Here is a 14440-nt window from a genome sequence, read left to right as displayed (position 1 = left end):
AGCCTTCCATCCCTGCGGTGCCCGCTGCCACCAGCCTGCCGGGTGGCGGTGGAAAAAGGCATCACGCGGTGGTCGGTCTTTTGGTCTCGGTGCAAGAAACGCGTTCCGCCGGTGCGTCCGGAGTGTGAGGAGGCGCCCGCAGCCTATGGGACGTATGCCGCAACGGGGGTTGTAAGCCACTTTTAAGGCAGCAGTTAGCGAGGGGGCGTAGTTTCGCGCAGCGAATAAGCCGCCTTTGCGAGAGAGCACCCGATGAAGATCATTTGACCACTGGTCGGACGCCGCCGGAACGAGCGGCACTTAGTCCCGTGAATCGCCCGCTTTATTGATGTTTCGAGCTTCGTTGAAGCATTCCTCCGGCGATGTCTTCCCTGTCTACAGTTCCTACCTGTGGGGGCCCAAGTAACAAGGACCAATGTGCGGAGCGAGCTGATCATCGGCTCCGCACCGCAGCTCTCCATCTCGATCTCGACCAACCTCACCGCGCTCGCCATGATCGCCGACGCGCTCGCCGGCCGCCGCCGCGGCCTGCCCGAGCTCTGGCGGCGGGCGGTCGGCGCGCGGGTCGGCCCGCTCGGCCACGAGGCCGTACGTCCCCTGTCCGCTCCCGGGACCACGCTCGCGCCCGACAGCCTGGTGCCGCGCTCCCCCGCCGGCGGCGACGTCTCCGTGCAGGCCCAGATCACCGCCCTGCAGGACCTGCCGCCCGACGCCCTGGTCAAGGACCTGGAGCGCACGTACGGGCCCGGCGCGCCGCCCCCGCACTGGCGCGCGGCCGCCGACCGGCCCGGCCACTGGCTGCGCGGGTACGCCAGCGCCCTGGCCGACGTCTGGAACGCCACGGAACCCCTGTGGAAGCGGGCCCGCCCGCTGCTGGACAGGGAGGTCGAGCGGGTCGGGGTGACGACCGTGCGCGGCGGGCCTGAACTGCTGCTCGGCGCGATCAGCGACCGCATGGTGTACGGCGAGCGCGGGCTGGTCGTCTCCGACGTGGGCGCCGGCACGTACGAGCTGGGCGACCGGCGGATCGTGCTGGTGCCGATGCTGGCCGGACGGGACGCGCTCATCATCGGCCTGGACGACCCCGACGCCGTCTGGATCGCCTACCCGCTGCCCGGGGCCGACTCGCTGTGGCGGCGGCCCGTCGCGCCCGCGGTGGACGAGCTGTCCGCGCTGGTCGGGCCGGTCCGCGCCGACCTGCTCTGCGCGCTGGACCAGCCCATGACCATGTCCATGCTGGCGACCGACATGAAGATCGCGCCCAGCGGGCTGACGTACCACTGCGACCGGCTGCGCGCCGGACGGCTGATCACGAGGGAGCGCCGGGGGCGCGAGGTGTGGATCGCCCGCACCCACCGGGCCGAGGAGCTGCTGGAGCTGTTCCGGCGCTGAGGAAGGAGGGAACCGATGGCGCTCACGTTCCACCGCGAGGCGCTGGAGGGCTGCGGCGCGGCGGCGAAGTCGGCCTCGGGGGCCTTCTCCGGCCTGGTCGGCGCGGCCGTCCCCGGGGCGGCGGCCTTCGGCGCCGTCTCCGGCTCGGAGGCGCTCGCGACGGCGACCGCCGGCCTGCGCGGCGCCGCCGAGCAGGCGAGCAGGACGCTGGGCAGCCGCCTGGAGGCGATGGACCGCACCCTGGACGCCATCGACCGCACCTACACCGCCGCCGACGCCCAGGCGGTCAGAAGGTGAGCGTGCTCGACGAGGTCAGGTCGGTGCCGGGCGGGGCTGAGCTGGCCGGGCTGGCGGAGCGGCTCATCGGAGATCCGGGGGCTGTCGCCGCGGCGGCCGGTGCGTGGCGGGCGGCGGCGAGTACGGCGCGGCAGCACACCGGTGCGCTGGCCACCGCCGCCGGTGACGTGCGGACGGCCTGGCAGGGCGGCAGCGCCGAGGCGTTCGCCGGGTACATGAGCACGCTGACGCGCGCCGGTGACCGGGTGGCGCAGGCGCTGGAGGAGGCCGCCGGTCACCTCGACTCGGCCGCCGAGACGCTGCGCACGGCCGAGTCACAGGCGCTGGAGGTCTGCCAGGGGTACGCCTCCGCCGTACGAGAGCTGCGCGCCGCCACCCCGCCGCCCACGGAGGAGCAGCTGACGCGGAGCGCCGCCCCCGCGCTGAACGAGGCCCGCGGCATCCTGCAGCGGCTGGTCACCGAGACCGGGTCCACGCTGTCGAGCCTGGCGGGCAAGATCACCACCGCCACCGCGGGGATCCCCGACGTGGCCGCGACCGTGCCGGAGCCGGACGCCCAGCCGTTCGCGCCCCGCGCCGGGCAGCCGCTCGGCTGGTCACCGGCGTCGCGCGGCGACGGAGGCGGCACCTCGCTCGCCGGGCACGGCACCGGCGCAGGGGGGCACGGCGGCACCACGGGCGGGTTCGGCGGCTACGGCCCCAGCGGCCCGCCACCGCCCGGCGGCGGCCCCGCGCCCCAGGGTCAGGTGGCCGGCTGGATCAACCAGGCCGTCGAGATCCTCAAGGCGCACGGCTATCCGGCCGACAAGATGCACCCGAACGACATCTATATGATCATCAAGCACGAGTCGGGCGGGAACCCCCACGCCATCAACAACTGGGACTCCAACGCCGCCAAGGGCACCCCGTCCAAGGGGCTCATGCAGACGATCGACCCGACCTTCCAGCGCCACAAGCTGCCCGGCCACGACGACATCTACAACCCGGTGGACAACATCATCGCCGGCGTCCGCTACGCCATCGACCGCTACGGCTCGGTCTCGAACGTCCCCGGCGTCGTCGGCATGAAGACCGGCACCGGGTACCGCGGCTACTGACCCACGGGACCGTTCGGGGGCCGGCGGGGGCCGACGGGGGCCGACGGAGCCGTTGAGGGGCGGCGAGCCGCGGTGGCTAATGAGGGTCTTCGAGGGCCGGCCTGGCGGCGCGGGCCGGATCCAGGACCGGGCCCTCCGGGATGAGCTGGAGCAGGTTCAGGGGCACCGGGGTGGCCTGCGTGGTGGCGTAGCCGAGCTTGCTCAGCGCCTCCTTGCCCGGCACGGCGTAGCGGCGGCCCTCCTGGGTGATCAGGTAGTAGGAGCGCACGGCCCCGAGCTGGCCGTCGCCGGGCAGCACACCGGCCAGCACGGCACGGCCCGGCGGGAGGCGGACGAGATCGGTGGCGTCGCCGCGCGGCGCGGGGAGCCGGGCGCCGGTGGTGAGGCGGACGCGGGTGGAGCCGGTGGCCGTCTCCGCGTAGACCACGCAGAGCGGGCGAGCGGGGTCGTACGCCGTCATCTCCGGCATCGTGGCGGGCAGCCCGTCGGCGGGCAAGGTGGTGCGGGAGCGGGGCGCGGCGTTGGCGGTGGCGGCGTCCACGGGGATCTCCCTGACCGCGCCGCCCCCGTACGCGGCCCTGCTGGCCGGGTCGCTGAGCAGCAGCGCCGCCTGGGCCTGGGTGACGGGGGCGAGGCCGTCGCCGAGCTGGACGTACCAGCGGGCCTGGCCGCCCGCGACGGCGCCCGCGCGGAACACCTGCCCCACGGCGGCGGCCTCACCGCCGGGCCCGGTGACCGGCCGGCCGCGCCCGCTGATCGCGGGGGCGGCCAGGTCAGGGCCTTCGGGCAGCGCGTTCAGCCAGGTCACCGGGACGGGCGCGGGGTCGGCGGCGGTGAGCCCGCGGGCGATGCCGGCGGGCACGCGCATGCGGGTGCCGCGCCAGACGGCCCACCGCTGCCCGCCGACGTCCACCAGCAGCGCGCTCCCCTCGGCGACCGGCGTGCCGCCGACGTCACGCCCGGCGACGAGCGTCATGTACGGCTTGCGCCCGGTCGGCTCGGCCCGCTCCTGCACGCAGGCCGACCAGGGGCCGCGGGCCAGGTGCGCGGGGTCGGGCAGCGAGTCGGGCGCGCCGGGGATGCCGATGGGCACGCCCCGCTCGTACGCGGTGAGTGCCTCGCGCGCCACGACCCGCTCCTTGACCTGCCCGGCCGCCAGGACGAGCCGGGCGGAGGCGTAGTTGGCGACGGGGACGAGGCGGCGCTGGTCGTGGCTGTAGACGTAGCGGGCGCCGGTCTCGCGCTCGATGATCAGCGTGCCGGGCTCCTCCAGGGACTTGGTGCCCCCGGGCCGCAGCAGCCCGTACACGGCGAAGCCGACGCAGAGCAGCACCGCCACCATGATCCCGGCGAGGAACCCGATGGTCTGGCGGCGCAGCGGCCACTCCGGCTGGTTGGGCTGGGCACGCAGCAGCGCCAGGCCGATGCGCTGCACGGTGAGGCGATACGCCTGGTAAAGGTCACGCTGGCTGTGCACTCACGCCCCCCACAGCAGCATGAATCGGCCGATTACGAGGTGAATAGTGCCGCACGAACGTACTGTGGTGGTTCGCATACTCATGGTTGTCTATCGTCGGCTGAGTGGATGCATCGAGGAAGGCGTCCGGCGGGCTGCGTGCGCCGCTGCTGGCCGGGCTCCTGACGTGGGCGCTCTGCGCGTGCGCGACCACCGGCGGGGACGCTCCCGCGAGCCCGCCCGCCAGCGGTCCCGCGACCGTGGACGGCACGGACTCCTCTGAGGATTCCGGGAGCGATGGCCCAGACCGGTCCACGGGCGAACCCCCTGGCTCCGGGAGCCGGCCGTGCCCCACGGGCGGTGGAGACGACGCGCCGGCCGCCTGCCCTCCGGTGCGCAGGTCGCCACGCGGTGGTCCCACGCTCCCGGTGCCTGAGCCCACGGCCACCGACCCCGGCCCGGACCCCGGTTCTGAGCCGCCGCCGTCGGAGCGCGGTCCGGAGCCGCCGCCGTCGGAGCCGGCTCCCGAGCCGCCGCCCGAGACCTCCGGCCCCTGACGGTCGCGCATGCCGGAACCGGTGGAAGGGAGCGGCCCAGGACCGCGCCCCGTCGACGTCATCAGCCTGATCACCATGCTGCTCACGATCAGCGCCGCCGTGCTCCTCTACATGGGGTGGGCCTACCTCGACGGCTTCCTGACGACGTTCGACGTGCGGCCGACCGACGTGCGATTCGGCGCCGACGAGTACATCCTGCACAGCCTGAGTGTCTTCTCGGCCGATCTGCTGCCGTGGCTGGTGCTCGCTCCTCTCGCGTTCGCCGCCGTCGTTCACCGCGCCGAGCTCGCGCGGCTGCTGCCCCGGCGGGTCCGGCACGGGATCGGCCGGCTGCGGCGCAGGAGGGTCGTGCGGGTCGCGACCGACGCCAGGTTCGCCGGCGCCGTGCTCACTCTCGCGGGGCTGGTCCTCGCCGTCGTCGCTCTGACCCGGCACCAGATCGGCATCTATCTGGTCCTCGCCCCGGCCGTCGCGGGTCCTCTGCTGCTGACCTGGCCGGCCCGCAGGAGGAGGGGAAGCGGCATCACCTTCGCGGTCGGCGTAGTCGCCTCGGCGTTCTGCCTGCTCTGGGGGGTCTTCGTGTACGCCCAGGAGCAGGGCAGGCGGAAGGCGGAGGAGATGGCCGCCAACCTGCCCTACCGGACCCAGGTGGCGCTCTACGCCAAGGACGCGCTCGCGCTGAACGCCCCGGGGGTGACGCGCCAGGCGATCAAATCCGGCAAGTACCGCTACCTCTACACCGGCCTCCGCCTGCTGCTCAGCCGCGAGGACCGCTACTACCTGCTGCCGGTCGTGACCAAGGAGCAGGTGCGGAACGGGGAGAGCCGCACCTTCGTCCTCACGCCGGGCGACGACCTGCGGCTCGAACTGCTTCCCGGTGTCCGGGCGCCGCACCCGGACTAGGAGCGCACACCGCCAGTACATGTTCCAGACGCTCCTCTGATCGTTCGGCGGGGGTCAGCTGACCAGGCCGCGGATGGTCTCGTACAGGTCCATGACGGCCAGCGCGAGCGGGATGAGGGCGATCATCAGCAGGATGTCGAAGATGTCGCCCACCCGCCCCCAGAACGGCGACGGCCGCGCGGTGGCCAGCCACAGCGCCGTGCCGGTCACCCCGAGGGCCAGCACCGCCAGGCCGGGGACGATCCCGTACAGCAGCAGGGCGTCACCGGCGGTCAGCACGGCTCCTGCGGCGGGCAGCGCGACGCCGGCCAGGGTCGCCGACAGCAGCCAGGCCCGCTGGCCGCGTCCCTCGAAGACGCGGGCCCGCATGAGCAGCGACAGCGACAGCGCGCCGCTCATCACCAGCGCCGCCCACGTGCCCTCCAGCACCAGCAGCGCCTGCGCGCCGAGCACGACCAGCGCCACCGTGCCGAGCAGGCCGGCGCAGAAGCGGTCGGCGGCCACGGTCTTGTCGATGACGAGCTCACCGTCGAGGTCGCCGCTCTCGCGCCGCAGCTCCTCCGGCGTGGTGGGCAGCGCGGGCAGCGGCATGCCGGCCAGCCGGAACGACAGCGAGGGGATGACCGTGGTGAGCCCCACGGCGAGCGCGGCCAGCACCGCCGCCAATCCCGCCGCGGGCAGTCCGAACGCCATGACGACCCCGCAGCCGAGCAGCCCGCAGAGCGCGGCGGCGGCGATGCCGAGGAAGCCGGGCAGCCCCTGCGCCACCGCGAACCCGGTGGCGGTGGCCAGCATGAGCGTCACGCCGCAGGCGGCCAGCAGGTTGTCCGGCTGCAGCACGGACGGGCCCGAGGCGGGCGCGACCAGGCCGGCGACGAAGCCGTAGGGCAGGGCGGCGTACCCGATGACCGCGCCTGACCGGTGGTCGCCCAGCGCGCGCGACAGCGCCACGGCCACCACCAGCAGCAGCACCGCGACGACGCCCGCGACCAGGGCGGCGGGCGTCCACGGCGGCCCCGCGAGCGGCGGCGCGGCGGCGCCGAGCGCGAGCAGGCAGGCGGCGGCGCGCAGGCCGTAGGTCCTGGTGACGGCGGGCTGCCAGCGCCCGGTGCGCTCGATGACGCCGGTGGCGACGGCGTCGGCCACGTCGTCGAAGACGGGCTCGGGCAGCTCGTGGCCGCGCGGGCGCAGGTGCAGCAACTCGCCGTCGTGGACCTGCAGCTCCGCGAGGGTGACGCCGGGGTCGAACGGCGGCCCGCCGAGCCGCTGCAGCGCCCAGCCGCCGTGCGCGAGGCCCGCCTCGGCCAGCCCGTCGCCGGCGATGCGCAGCACGGTCGGCAGCAGGTTGCCGAGCGGGATGTCCGGCGGCAGGCCGAGGTCCAGGAAGCCGCGCGGGGTCACGACGGTGACCCGGCACAGGTCGGTTCCGGTGGCGCTCACCCGGACGAGTGTAGGGAGCGGACTTCTCCGGCGGCGGCCGTGACACGTCTAGGAATTTTGAAATATCCGACATATCCCTACGTCAGGGGCTTTCATGGGGCCGGTGAGCGGGAGCCTGATCGTGGTACGCAGGCCCGAGCGGCGCAGGCCGCCGGAGCCTCCGGGGGGCGAGGTGCTCCTGGAGCCACCGCCGGAGATCCCCGAGACGGTCACGGGCGGCGGGCTGACGCAGCTGCTGACGTACCTGCCGATGATCGCCGGGGCGGGCGCGATGGCGCTGATGTTCACCGGCGGGTCGGCGAGCAACCCGATCATGCTGGTCTCCGGCGGCCTGTTCGCGGTCTCCATGATCGGCATGAGCGTCGGCCAGATCATGCGCAACGCCGGCGAGCGGCGCAACCAGCTCAACGGCCTGCGCCGCGACTACTACCGCTACCTGGAGCAGGTCAGGAAACGCGTCCGTACGGCCGCCGCGCAGCAGCGCCGCGCCATGACCTGGAGCCACCCCGACCCGGCCGCGCTGTGGTCGCTGGTGATGACCAGCAGGCTCTGGGAGCGCCGGCCCCGCGACGACGACTTCGCGCAGGTCAGGATCGCCACCTCGGCGCAGCGGCTGGCGCTGCCGCTCATCCCGCCGGAGACCCGTCCCGTCGAGGACCTCGACCCGCTGACGGCGGGGGCGCTGCGCCGGTTCGTCCGCACGCACGCGACCGTGCCGGGGCTGCCGGTGGCGCTGGCGCTGCACTCGTTCGCCAGGGTCGTGGTGTCCGGGGATCCGGTGGCGGCCCGCGACCTCGTACGCGCCGCGCTGGCCCAGGCCGCGGCCCTGCACGCGCCCGACGACCTGCGGATCTCGGTGTGCGCGGGCCGCGAGCGGGCCGGGGAGTGGGAGCCGGTCAAGTGGCTGCCGCACGCGCTGCACCCTTCCGAGGAGGACGGCGCGGGGCCGGTGCGGCTGGTGGCGGGCGACCTGGGCGAGCTGGACGACCTGCTGGGGTTCGAGCTGAAGGACCGGCCGCGCTTCAGCAAGGGCATGTCGGCGGACGCGGTGCCGTACCACGTGGTCGTGGTGGACGGAGGGACGGTGCCGCCGGGCAGCCAGCTCGGCCTCGACGTCATCGAGGGCGTCACCGTGATCGACCTGGGCGGCGGGGTGCCGCAGGCGCCCGCCCAGCTCACGCTGCGCCTGGAAGTCACTCAGGACGAGGTGGTCAGGGTCGCGGAGGACGAGCTGGGCAAGGAGGTCAGGACGCCGCTGGGCCGGCCCGACCGGCTGGCGGCGCCCGCGTTCGCCGCGCTGGCCAGGCAGCTCGCGCCGATGCGGACCGGCACCGGCGGACCAGAGGAGGAGCGTGACGTGTTCGCCACGAACACCACGCTCACCGACCTGCTCCGGCTCGGCGACGCCCGCCGCCTGTCCACCGCCGCCACCTGGCAGCCACGCCCGGTGCGCAACCGGCTGCGGGTGCCGATCGGGCTCGGCGCCGACGGCAGGCCCGTCGAGCTGGACATCAAGGAGGCCGCCCAGGGCGGCATGGGCCCGCACGGCCTCGTGGTCGGCGCGACCGGCTCGGGCAAGTCGGAGCTGCTGCGCACGCTCGTCCTCGCGCTGGCGATCACCCACTCGTCCGAGACGCTGAACTTCGTGCTGGTCGACTTCAAGGGCGGCGCCACCTTCCTCGGGCTCGACGCGCTGCCGCACGTCTCGGCCGTCATCACCAACCTGGAGGACGAGCTGCCGCTGGTCGACCGCATGCACGACGCGCTGCACGGCGAGCTGGTACGCCGCCAGGAGCTGCTGCGCGCGGCCGGGAACTTCGCCTCGCTGCGCGACTACGAGCAGGCCCGCGAGCAGGGCGCGGAGCTGAGCCCGCTGCCGACGCTGTTCATCGTGCTCGACGAGTTCAGCGAGCTGCTGTCGGCCAAGCCCGAGTTCGTCGAGCTGTTCGTGATGATCGGGCGGCTCGGCCGTTCGCTCGGGGTGCATCTGCTGCTGGCCTCCCAGCGGCTGGAGGCGGGGCGGCTGCGCGGGCTGGACACGCACCTGTCGTACCGGATCGGGCTGCGCACCTTCTCCGCCGCCGAGAGCCGGGCCGTGCTGGGGGTGGCGGACGCGTACTCGCTGCCGCCCGAGCCGGGCAACGCGTACCTGATGTTCGAGACGACCGGGATGACGCGGTTCAAGGCGGCGTACGTGTCGGGGCCCTACCAGGCGGCGGCGCAGAGCCCTGCCACGTCGGCCCGCGCGGGCCACCGCGGGAAGATCGTCTGGTACGGCCCGGAACGCGTGCCGCTGCCGCCCGTGGCCGACACGCCGCCCGTCGTCGAGGACAAGGGCAAACAGGACAGCCTGCTCGACATCGTGGTGTCCCGGCTGGCCGGCCAGGGGCCCGCGGCGCACCGGATCTGGCTGCCGCCGCTGAAGGAGCCCGCCTCGCTCGACCGGCTGCTGCCCCGCATCGAGGCCACGCCCCGCCACGGGCTCACCGCCGCCGGGACCGCGCAGGAGCGTCCCGGGCGGCTGCACGCCGTCGCGGGGATCGTGGACAGCCCGTTCGACCAGCGGCGGGATCCGTACTGGCTGGATCTGTCCGGCGCGGCGGGCAACGTCGCGATCGTCGGGGCGCCGCAGACCGGCAAGAGCACGCTGCTGCGCACGCTCATCGCCTCGCTCGCGCTCACCCACACGCCCCGGGAGGTGCAGTTCTACTGCCTGGACTTCGGTGGCGGCACGCTCTCGGCGCTGGCCGGGCTGCCGCACGTCGGCGGCGTGGCCACCCGGCTGGACGCCGACGCGGTCCGCAGAACCGTCGCCGAGGTGCGGGGCGTGCTGGAGCGGCGCGAGCGGCTGTTCGTGGAGCGGGGCATCGACTCCATGGCCACCTACCGGCGCATGGTCGCCTCCGGCGGGTACGAGGGCGACGGCTGGGGCGACGTGTTCCTCGTCGTGGACGGCTGGGCGACGCTGCGCCAGGAGTACGAGCAGCTCGAACCCGACCTCGGCGACCTCGTCACGCGCGGGCTCGGCTTCGGCGTGCACGTCGTCGGCACCGCCAACCGGTGGCTGGAGTTCCGCGCCGGCGTGCGCGACCTGCTCGGCACCCGGCTCGAACTGCGGCTCGGCGACGCCTTCGACTCCGAGATCGACCGGCGGGCCGCCGCCAACGTGCCGGAACGTGCCCCGGGCCGCGGCCTCACCCGCGAGGCGCTGCACTTCCTCGCCGCGCTGCCGCGCATCGACGGCCGCGGCACCGTGGACGACCTCGCCGACGGCGTGTCCGCCCTGGTCGAGGCGGCCGCTGCGGCCTGGCCCGAGCAGGGGGCGCCGCCCGTACGGCTGCTGCCCGCCCTGCTGCCCGCCCACACGCTGCCCGTGCCGCCCGGCGACGGCACCCGCGTGCCGGTCGGCATCGACGAGGCGGCGCTCGCGCCCGTCCTGCTGGACTTCGACACCGACCCGCACTTCGTGGTGTTCGGCGACACCGAGAGCGGCAAGAGCAACCTGCTGAAGGTGATCGCGCGCGGCATCGCCGCCGCCCGCACGCCGCTGCAGGCCCGCTTCATCGTCATCGACTACCGCCGTACGCTGCTCGACGCCACCGACACCGAGCACCGCATCGGGTACGCCGCTTCGAGCACCGCCGCCGCGACCCTGCTCAAGGGCGTGCAGGAGGTGCTCCAGGACCGGCTGCCGCCGCCCGACCTCACCTCCGAGCAGCTCCGCACCCGGAGCTGGTGGACCGGGCAGGACCTGTACGTCATCGTGGACGACTACGACCTCGTCGCCACCTCCGCCAACCCCCTGTCCGTGCTCGGCGAGCTGCTCCCCCAGGCCCGCGACATCGGCCTGCACCTCGTGCTCGCGCGCGCGATGGGCGGGGCGGGGCGGGCCATGCTGGATCCCGTGGTGCGGCGGCTGAAGGAGATGAACACGCCCGCCGTGCTGCTGTCGGGGCCGCGCGACGAGGGCCAGCTCTTCGGGAACGTCCGGCCTCGTGTGCTGCCTGCCGGGCGAGGGGTTCACGTGGATCGGCGGGCGGGCGAGAAACTCATCCAGACCGCCTACCTGCCGTCCTGAGCCCCGCCCGCTTCCGCCGGCCTGAGCCCCGCCCGCTTCCGCCGTCCTGCGCCCCGCCCGCTTCTGCCGGTCCAGAGCCACGCCCGCGCTGCCGGCCGCCTTTCAGGCCCTCTGCGCGGTGCTTCCTACAGGCCGCGTTCTATCCGGGACAGCTCGGCCATCGCCTGGTCCATCGCGGACTCGTACGCCTCCCGCGCCTCGCGCATCCGGAGGTCGGCCGGGTTGTCCTGGGCGGACAGGTCAAGCGGGCCGTCGCCCACCACGTCGCGCAGCAGCTCGGCCGAGCGGGTCTGCAGGTCGGCGAGCGCCTCGGCGATCAGGCCGAGGATCGTCTCCGACAGGCGCTGCGAGCCCCACCGCATGGCCCTGGGATCGATGTCCAGGCCGGTCACGCCCTCCGCCGAGCACTCCACCCTGACCAGGTCGTCGGGGTCGCTCGCGGTGCCCTTGGCGGCCAGGACCTGCTGGTAGAGGTCGTCCAGCCCGTCGGCGGGGTGCTGGGAACGGGCGATCAGCCGGTCCAGGGCGCCTTCGTCGGACATAGCCGTCATCTCTCCGTCTCCGTGCTCGGGTCGTGGGTCGTGGGCAGCTGACCGTCGAACGGTGTCGAGCCCTGCGGTGCCGGGCCCTGCGGTGTCAGGCCCTGCGGTGTCAGGCCCTGCGGTGTCAGGCCCTGCGGTGTCAGGCCGGGTGGCGCCTGGCCCGGCGGGGTCTGTTGCAGCTTCGTGGCGCTGAAGCGGTCGGCCACCGCCTGCTGGCCCAGCATCCCGCCGCCTGCCGCCGCCGCTCCCCCGCCGAGCGCCAGCTTGCCCGGCGAGACCTGGGCGAGCCGCCCGGCCACCTTGCCGAGCACGCCCTGCCCGCCCGTCACGAACTGCCGCACCCGGGACGCGATCGCCCCGGCCTGCCGGTCGGCCCTGATGCCGAACTGCGTGGCCGCCACCTCGGAGGCGACCCTGGTGAACGGGTTGAGCTGGGCGACCTTGTGCATCACGCCGGCCGTGAGGATGCTCGCGCCGGTGAGGAAGACGGCCTTGCCCGCGGCGTCGTACACGTCGGCGGTGACGTTGAGCGTGCGGGCGGACGCCGCAGGCAGCGCGGCCTTCTCCTCGGCGTCGGACGCGTAGTCCGCCACGGCGCCCATGGCGAGCTCCGCGCTGGCGGCGGTCCAGGTGACGCCCTTGGTGGCGGTGTCCACGACCTCGGGGTGGCGGCGCAGGCCCGCCGCCAACGTCTCGTAGCCCTCGGCGGCCCGCCGCTGCTCGGCGGTGTCGCCGTACATGAGGGGCAGGATCAGCATCGCGTAGTGGGCGCGACGGAAGCCGAGCAGCATGGAGCCGGTCGCCGCCATGGCCGAGCCCTCGATGACGGACTGCGGCTGCTCCATCATCGCGGCGCCCCCATGGTCGCGGCGACGGAGGCGGAGGCGGCATTGCCGTCCACGTAGCCGTTGGCGGTGTCGTACGCCCGGTCGTGCAGCTCGGCGACCTGGTCGCGCTTGGCCAGCAGGTACCGTTGCGCGGCCTCGTTGACCTCGTCGAACGAGCGTCCCAGGGCGCCGCCCAGCAGGCCGAAGGCTCCGTACGCGCCGGAGGAGAGCCGTACCCGGGCGACGGCCCTGGTCATCTCCTCCAGGTCCCGCATGGGCGTGTCGGCGAGGTCGCGGCCCATCTCCCTGACGGAGTCCGCCACCACGGCGACGGCGTCGGCGTCCATGCCCGGTGTCCCTCTCGTTGTCATCAGCTCACCACCGGTGGTGGCGTGTCCACGGACGGGCGGAAGAAGTCGTCGTCGGCGGGGCGGGTGCCGGGGCGGCGGGTGCTCTGGCGGTCCGCCGCCGCTCCCGCGCCCATCGGCATGAACGGCACGCCGCCCGCACCGGCCATCCCGGCCGCGCCCGCACCGGCCATCCCGGTCGCGCCCGGCTCGCCGCCGAGGCCGCCCGGCGGTCCCATCGCCGCCGCCGGCCCGCCCACCACCGGGACGCTGCCCGGCCGCACGGAGGGACCCTGGGCGGTGGCGGTGTCCCGGCCGTGCGGGACGGGGCCGGGGTCGGCACGGGTCGGAGCGACGGTCTCGGGCAGGACCCCGGTGGGACCGACGCCGATGGGACCGACGCCGATGGGACCGACGTCGGCCGGACGGGTCGCCGACGGCGCGCCGATCTCCGCCGGCCGGCCGACGTCTGCCGGTCTGCCCGAGCCTCCCGGTTCGCCGGGGCCTGTCGACCGGCCGGGGTCTGTCGAGCGGCCCGCGTCTGTGGGGCGGCCCGCGTCTGTGGGGCGGCCCGCGTCTGTGGGGCGGCCCGCGTCTGTGGGGCGGCCGCGCTCCGTCGTGCCCGGCTGCGCCGTGGCACCCATTACGCCTGACATACCCGTCAAGCCGGATGTACCTGTCACCCCCGACGAACCGGTCATGGCCGGTGAGCCGGGGCGGGTCAAGGAGCCGGTAGCGCCGGGGTGGGGGGTGGTGCCCGCGAGGCCGGTGCCCGTGAAGCCGGCGGTGCCGGGCTGTGGGACGGTCCCCGGCAGGGCCGTTCCGCCGGGTCCCATCGTGGGGCCGGGCGAGGTCGGAGTCCCCGGCGCGGTGCCGGCCGTGGTGCCCGGCGTGCCGGCCAGCGACGTGCCGGGCCGGGCCGGCGGCGTGCCCGCCTCGCCGGGCGGCGGCAGGTACGGCGCGGGCGAGGCCAGCTCCGCGTCCCACGGCAACCGGTCGGGCAGGGCCGTGTGCGCGGTGTGGAAGGCGGTGTTGAGCCGGGCGATGAACGCCCGCGCCGCGCCGTCGGGGTCGTTGGTGGGATGGGCGGGGTCGGTCGAGCCCGAGCCCATCGCGTAGTGGGTCTGCGGCTTGGTGGCCTGGTCGAAACGTTCCTTGGCCGTGGTCAGCTCCTTGGCGACGCCCTCCAGCGAGGGCGGGACTTCCTCCAGCCGGTCCCGCAGCGCCTGAAGGTAGGTCTGGAGCCGGTTCATCCGGGTGAGCATGGCGCGGGCCGACTCCCCGCCCCAGTTCCCGTCGGCCACCAGGCGGGCCGCGCCGTCGCCGAGCGTGCTGATCGTGGTGGTGAGCAGCTCGGCCGTCTGCCGGTACGCCGCCGCGACCGGCCCGAACTCCTCTGGTCCGGTGGACATGACCAACGTCCTGATCGCGTCACGTCCGCCGTACCCCTGCGGGTCGCCGCCCTGGAGGCAGCCGGTCTTGATCGGTTTCGGTTCCGGCACGC

At 74.6% G+C, this 14440-nt stretch carries 11 protein-coding genes; 5 read left to right on the top strand and 6 right to left on the bottom strand.

Going from position 1 to position 14440, the window contains the following annotated elements; genetic code table 11:
* Positions 1-417 precede the first annotated feature (417 nt).
* Genes AB0K18_RS40760 through AB0K18_RS40750 form a run of 3 tightly spaced genes read left to right on the top strand, consistent with a single transcriptional unit; the run spans position 418 to position 2786 of the window.
* Positions 418-1392 carry a winged helix-turn-helix domain-containing protein gene (locus AB0K18_RS40760; RefSeq protein ID WP_364925983.1) on the top strand — a complete coding sequence of 325 codons (975 nt, stop codon included), beginning with the start codon at positions 418-420 and terminating at the stop codon, positions 1390-1392.
* A gap of 15 nt (positions 1393-1407) precedes the next feature.
* The gene (locus AB0K18_RS40755) at positions 1408-1689 is read left to right on the top strand and encodes a hypothetical protein (RefSeq protein WP_364925981.1); all 282 of its coding nucleotides are present in this window, start codon (positions 1408-1410) and stop codon (positions 1687-1689) included.
* A complete protein-coding gene (locus tag AB0K18_RS40750) occupies positions 1686-2786 on the top strand; it encodes a transglycosylase SLT domain-containing protein (protein ID WP_364925979.1) in 1101 nt (366 codons plus the stop codon). The genes AB0K18_RS40755 and AB0K18_RS40750 overlap by 4 nt, the downstream gene beginning before the upstream one ends.
* Before the next feature lie 76 nt (positions 2787-2862).
* On the opposite strand, the gene eccB is transcribed toward AB0K18_RS40750, so the two are convergent.
* Entirely contained in the window at positions 2863-4263 is a 1401-nt protein-coding gene (gene eccB, locus AB0K18_RS40745) for a type VII secretion protein EccB (protein ID WP_364925977.1), read from the bottom strand.
* A gap of 545 nt (positions 4264-4808) precedes the next feature.
* Between eccB and AB0K18_RS40740 the strand changes: the two genes are divergently transcribed.
* Positions 4809-5702, top strand: coding sequence for a hypothetical protein (locus tag AB0K18_RS40740; protein ID WP_364925975.1), 894 nt, complete (start codon positions 4809-4811; stop codon positions 5700-5702).
* A gap of 54 nt (positions 5703-5756) precedes the next feature.
* On the opposite strand, the gene eccD is transcribed toward AB0K18_RS40740, so the two are convergent.
* Entirely contained in the window at positions 5757-7142 is a 1386-nt protein-coding gene (gene eccD, locus AB0K18_RS40735; RefSeq protein ID WP_364925973.1) for a type VII secretion integral membrane protein EccD, read from the bottom strand.
* A gap of 103 nt (positions 7143-7245) precedes the next feature.
* On the opposite strand from eccD, the gene eccCa reads away from it, so the two are divergent.
* Positions 7246-11220, top strand: a complete 3975-nt coding sequence (gene eccCa / locus AB0K18_RS40730; protein WP_364925970.1) for a type VII secretion protein EccCa — start codon at positions 7246-7248, stop codon at positions 11218-11220.
* 125 nt (positions 11221-11345) lie between these two features.
* On the opposite strand, the gene AB0K18_RS40725 is transcribed toward eccCa, so the two are convergent.
* From AB0K18_RS40725 to AB0K18_RS40710, 4 genes are read right to left on the bottom strand one after another with little or no spacing between them, the layout of a single operon-like run.
* Complete coding sequence (locus AB0K18_RS40725; protein WP_364925968.1) at positions 11346-11762, bottom strand: hypothetical protein; 417 nt, start codon at positions 11760-11762, stop codon at positions 11346-11348.
* Between the two features lie 5 nt (positions 11763-11767).
* Positions 11768-12610: a hypothetical protein gene (locus AB0K18_RS40720; RefSeq protein WP_364925966.1), complete on the bottom strand. Its 843-nt coding sequence runs from the start codon at positions 12608-12610 to the stop codon at positions 11768-11770.
* Positions 12607-12960, bottom strand: a complete 354-nt coding sequence (locus tag AB0K18_RS40715; protein WP_364925964.1) for a hypothetical protein — start codon at positions 12958-12960, stop codon at positions 12607-12609. Before AB0K18_RS40715 ends, AB0K18_RS40720 begins: the two co-directional genes overlap by 4 nt.
* Positions 12960-14438 carry a hypothetical protein gene (locus AB0K18_RS40710; protein ID WP_364925962.1) on the bottom strand — a complete coding sequence of 493 codons (1479 nt, stop codon included), beginning with the start codon at positions 14436-14438 and terminating at the stop codon, positions 12960-12962. The genes AB0K18_RS40715 and AB0K18_RS40710 overlap by 1 nt, the downstream gene beginning before the upstream one ends.
* Between the last annotated feature and the right edge of the window lie 2 nt (positions 14439-14440).

The sequence above is a fragment of the Nonomuraea sp. NPDC049421 genome (assembly GCF_040677005.1).
Taxonomy (GTDB): domain Bacteria; phylum Actinomycetota; class Actinomycetes; order Streptosporangiales; family Streptosporangiaceae; genus Nonomuraea; species Nonomuraea salmonea.
The sequence above is the reverse complement of the archived record's forward strand: the minus strand, read 5'-3'. Positions and strand labels throughout refer to the sequence as shown.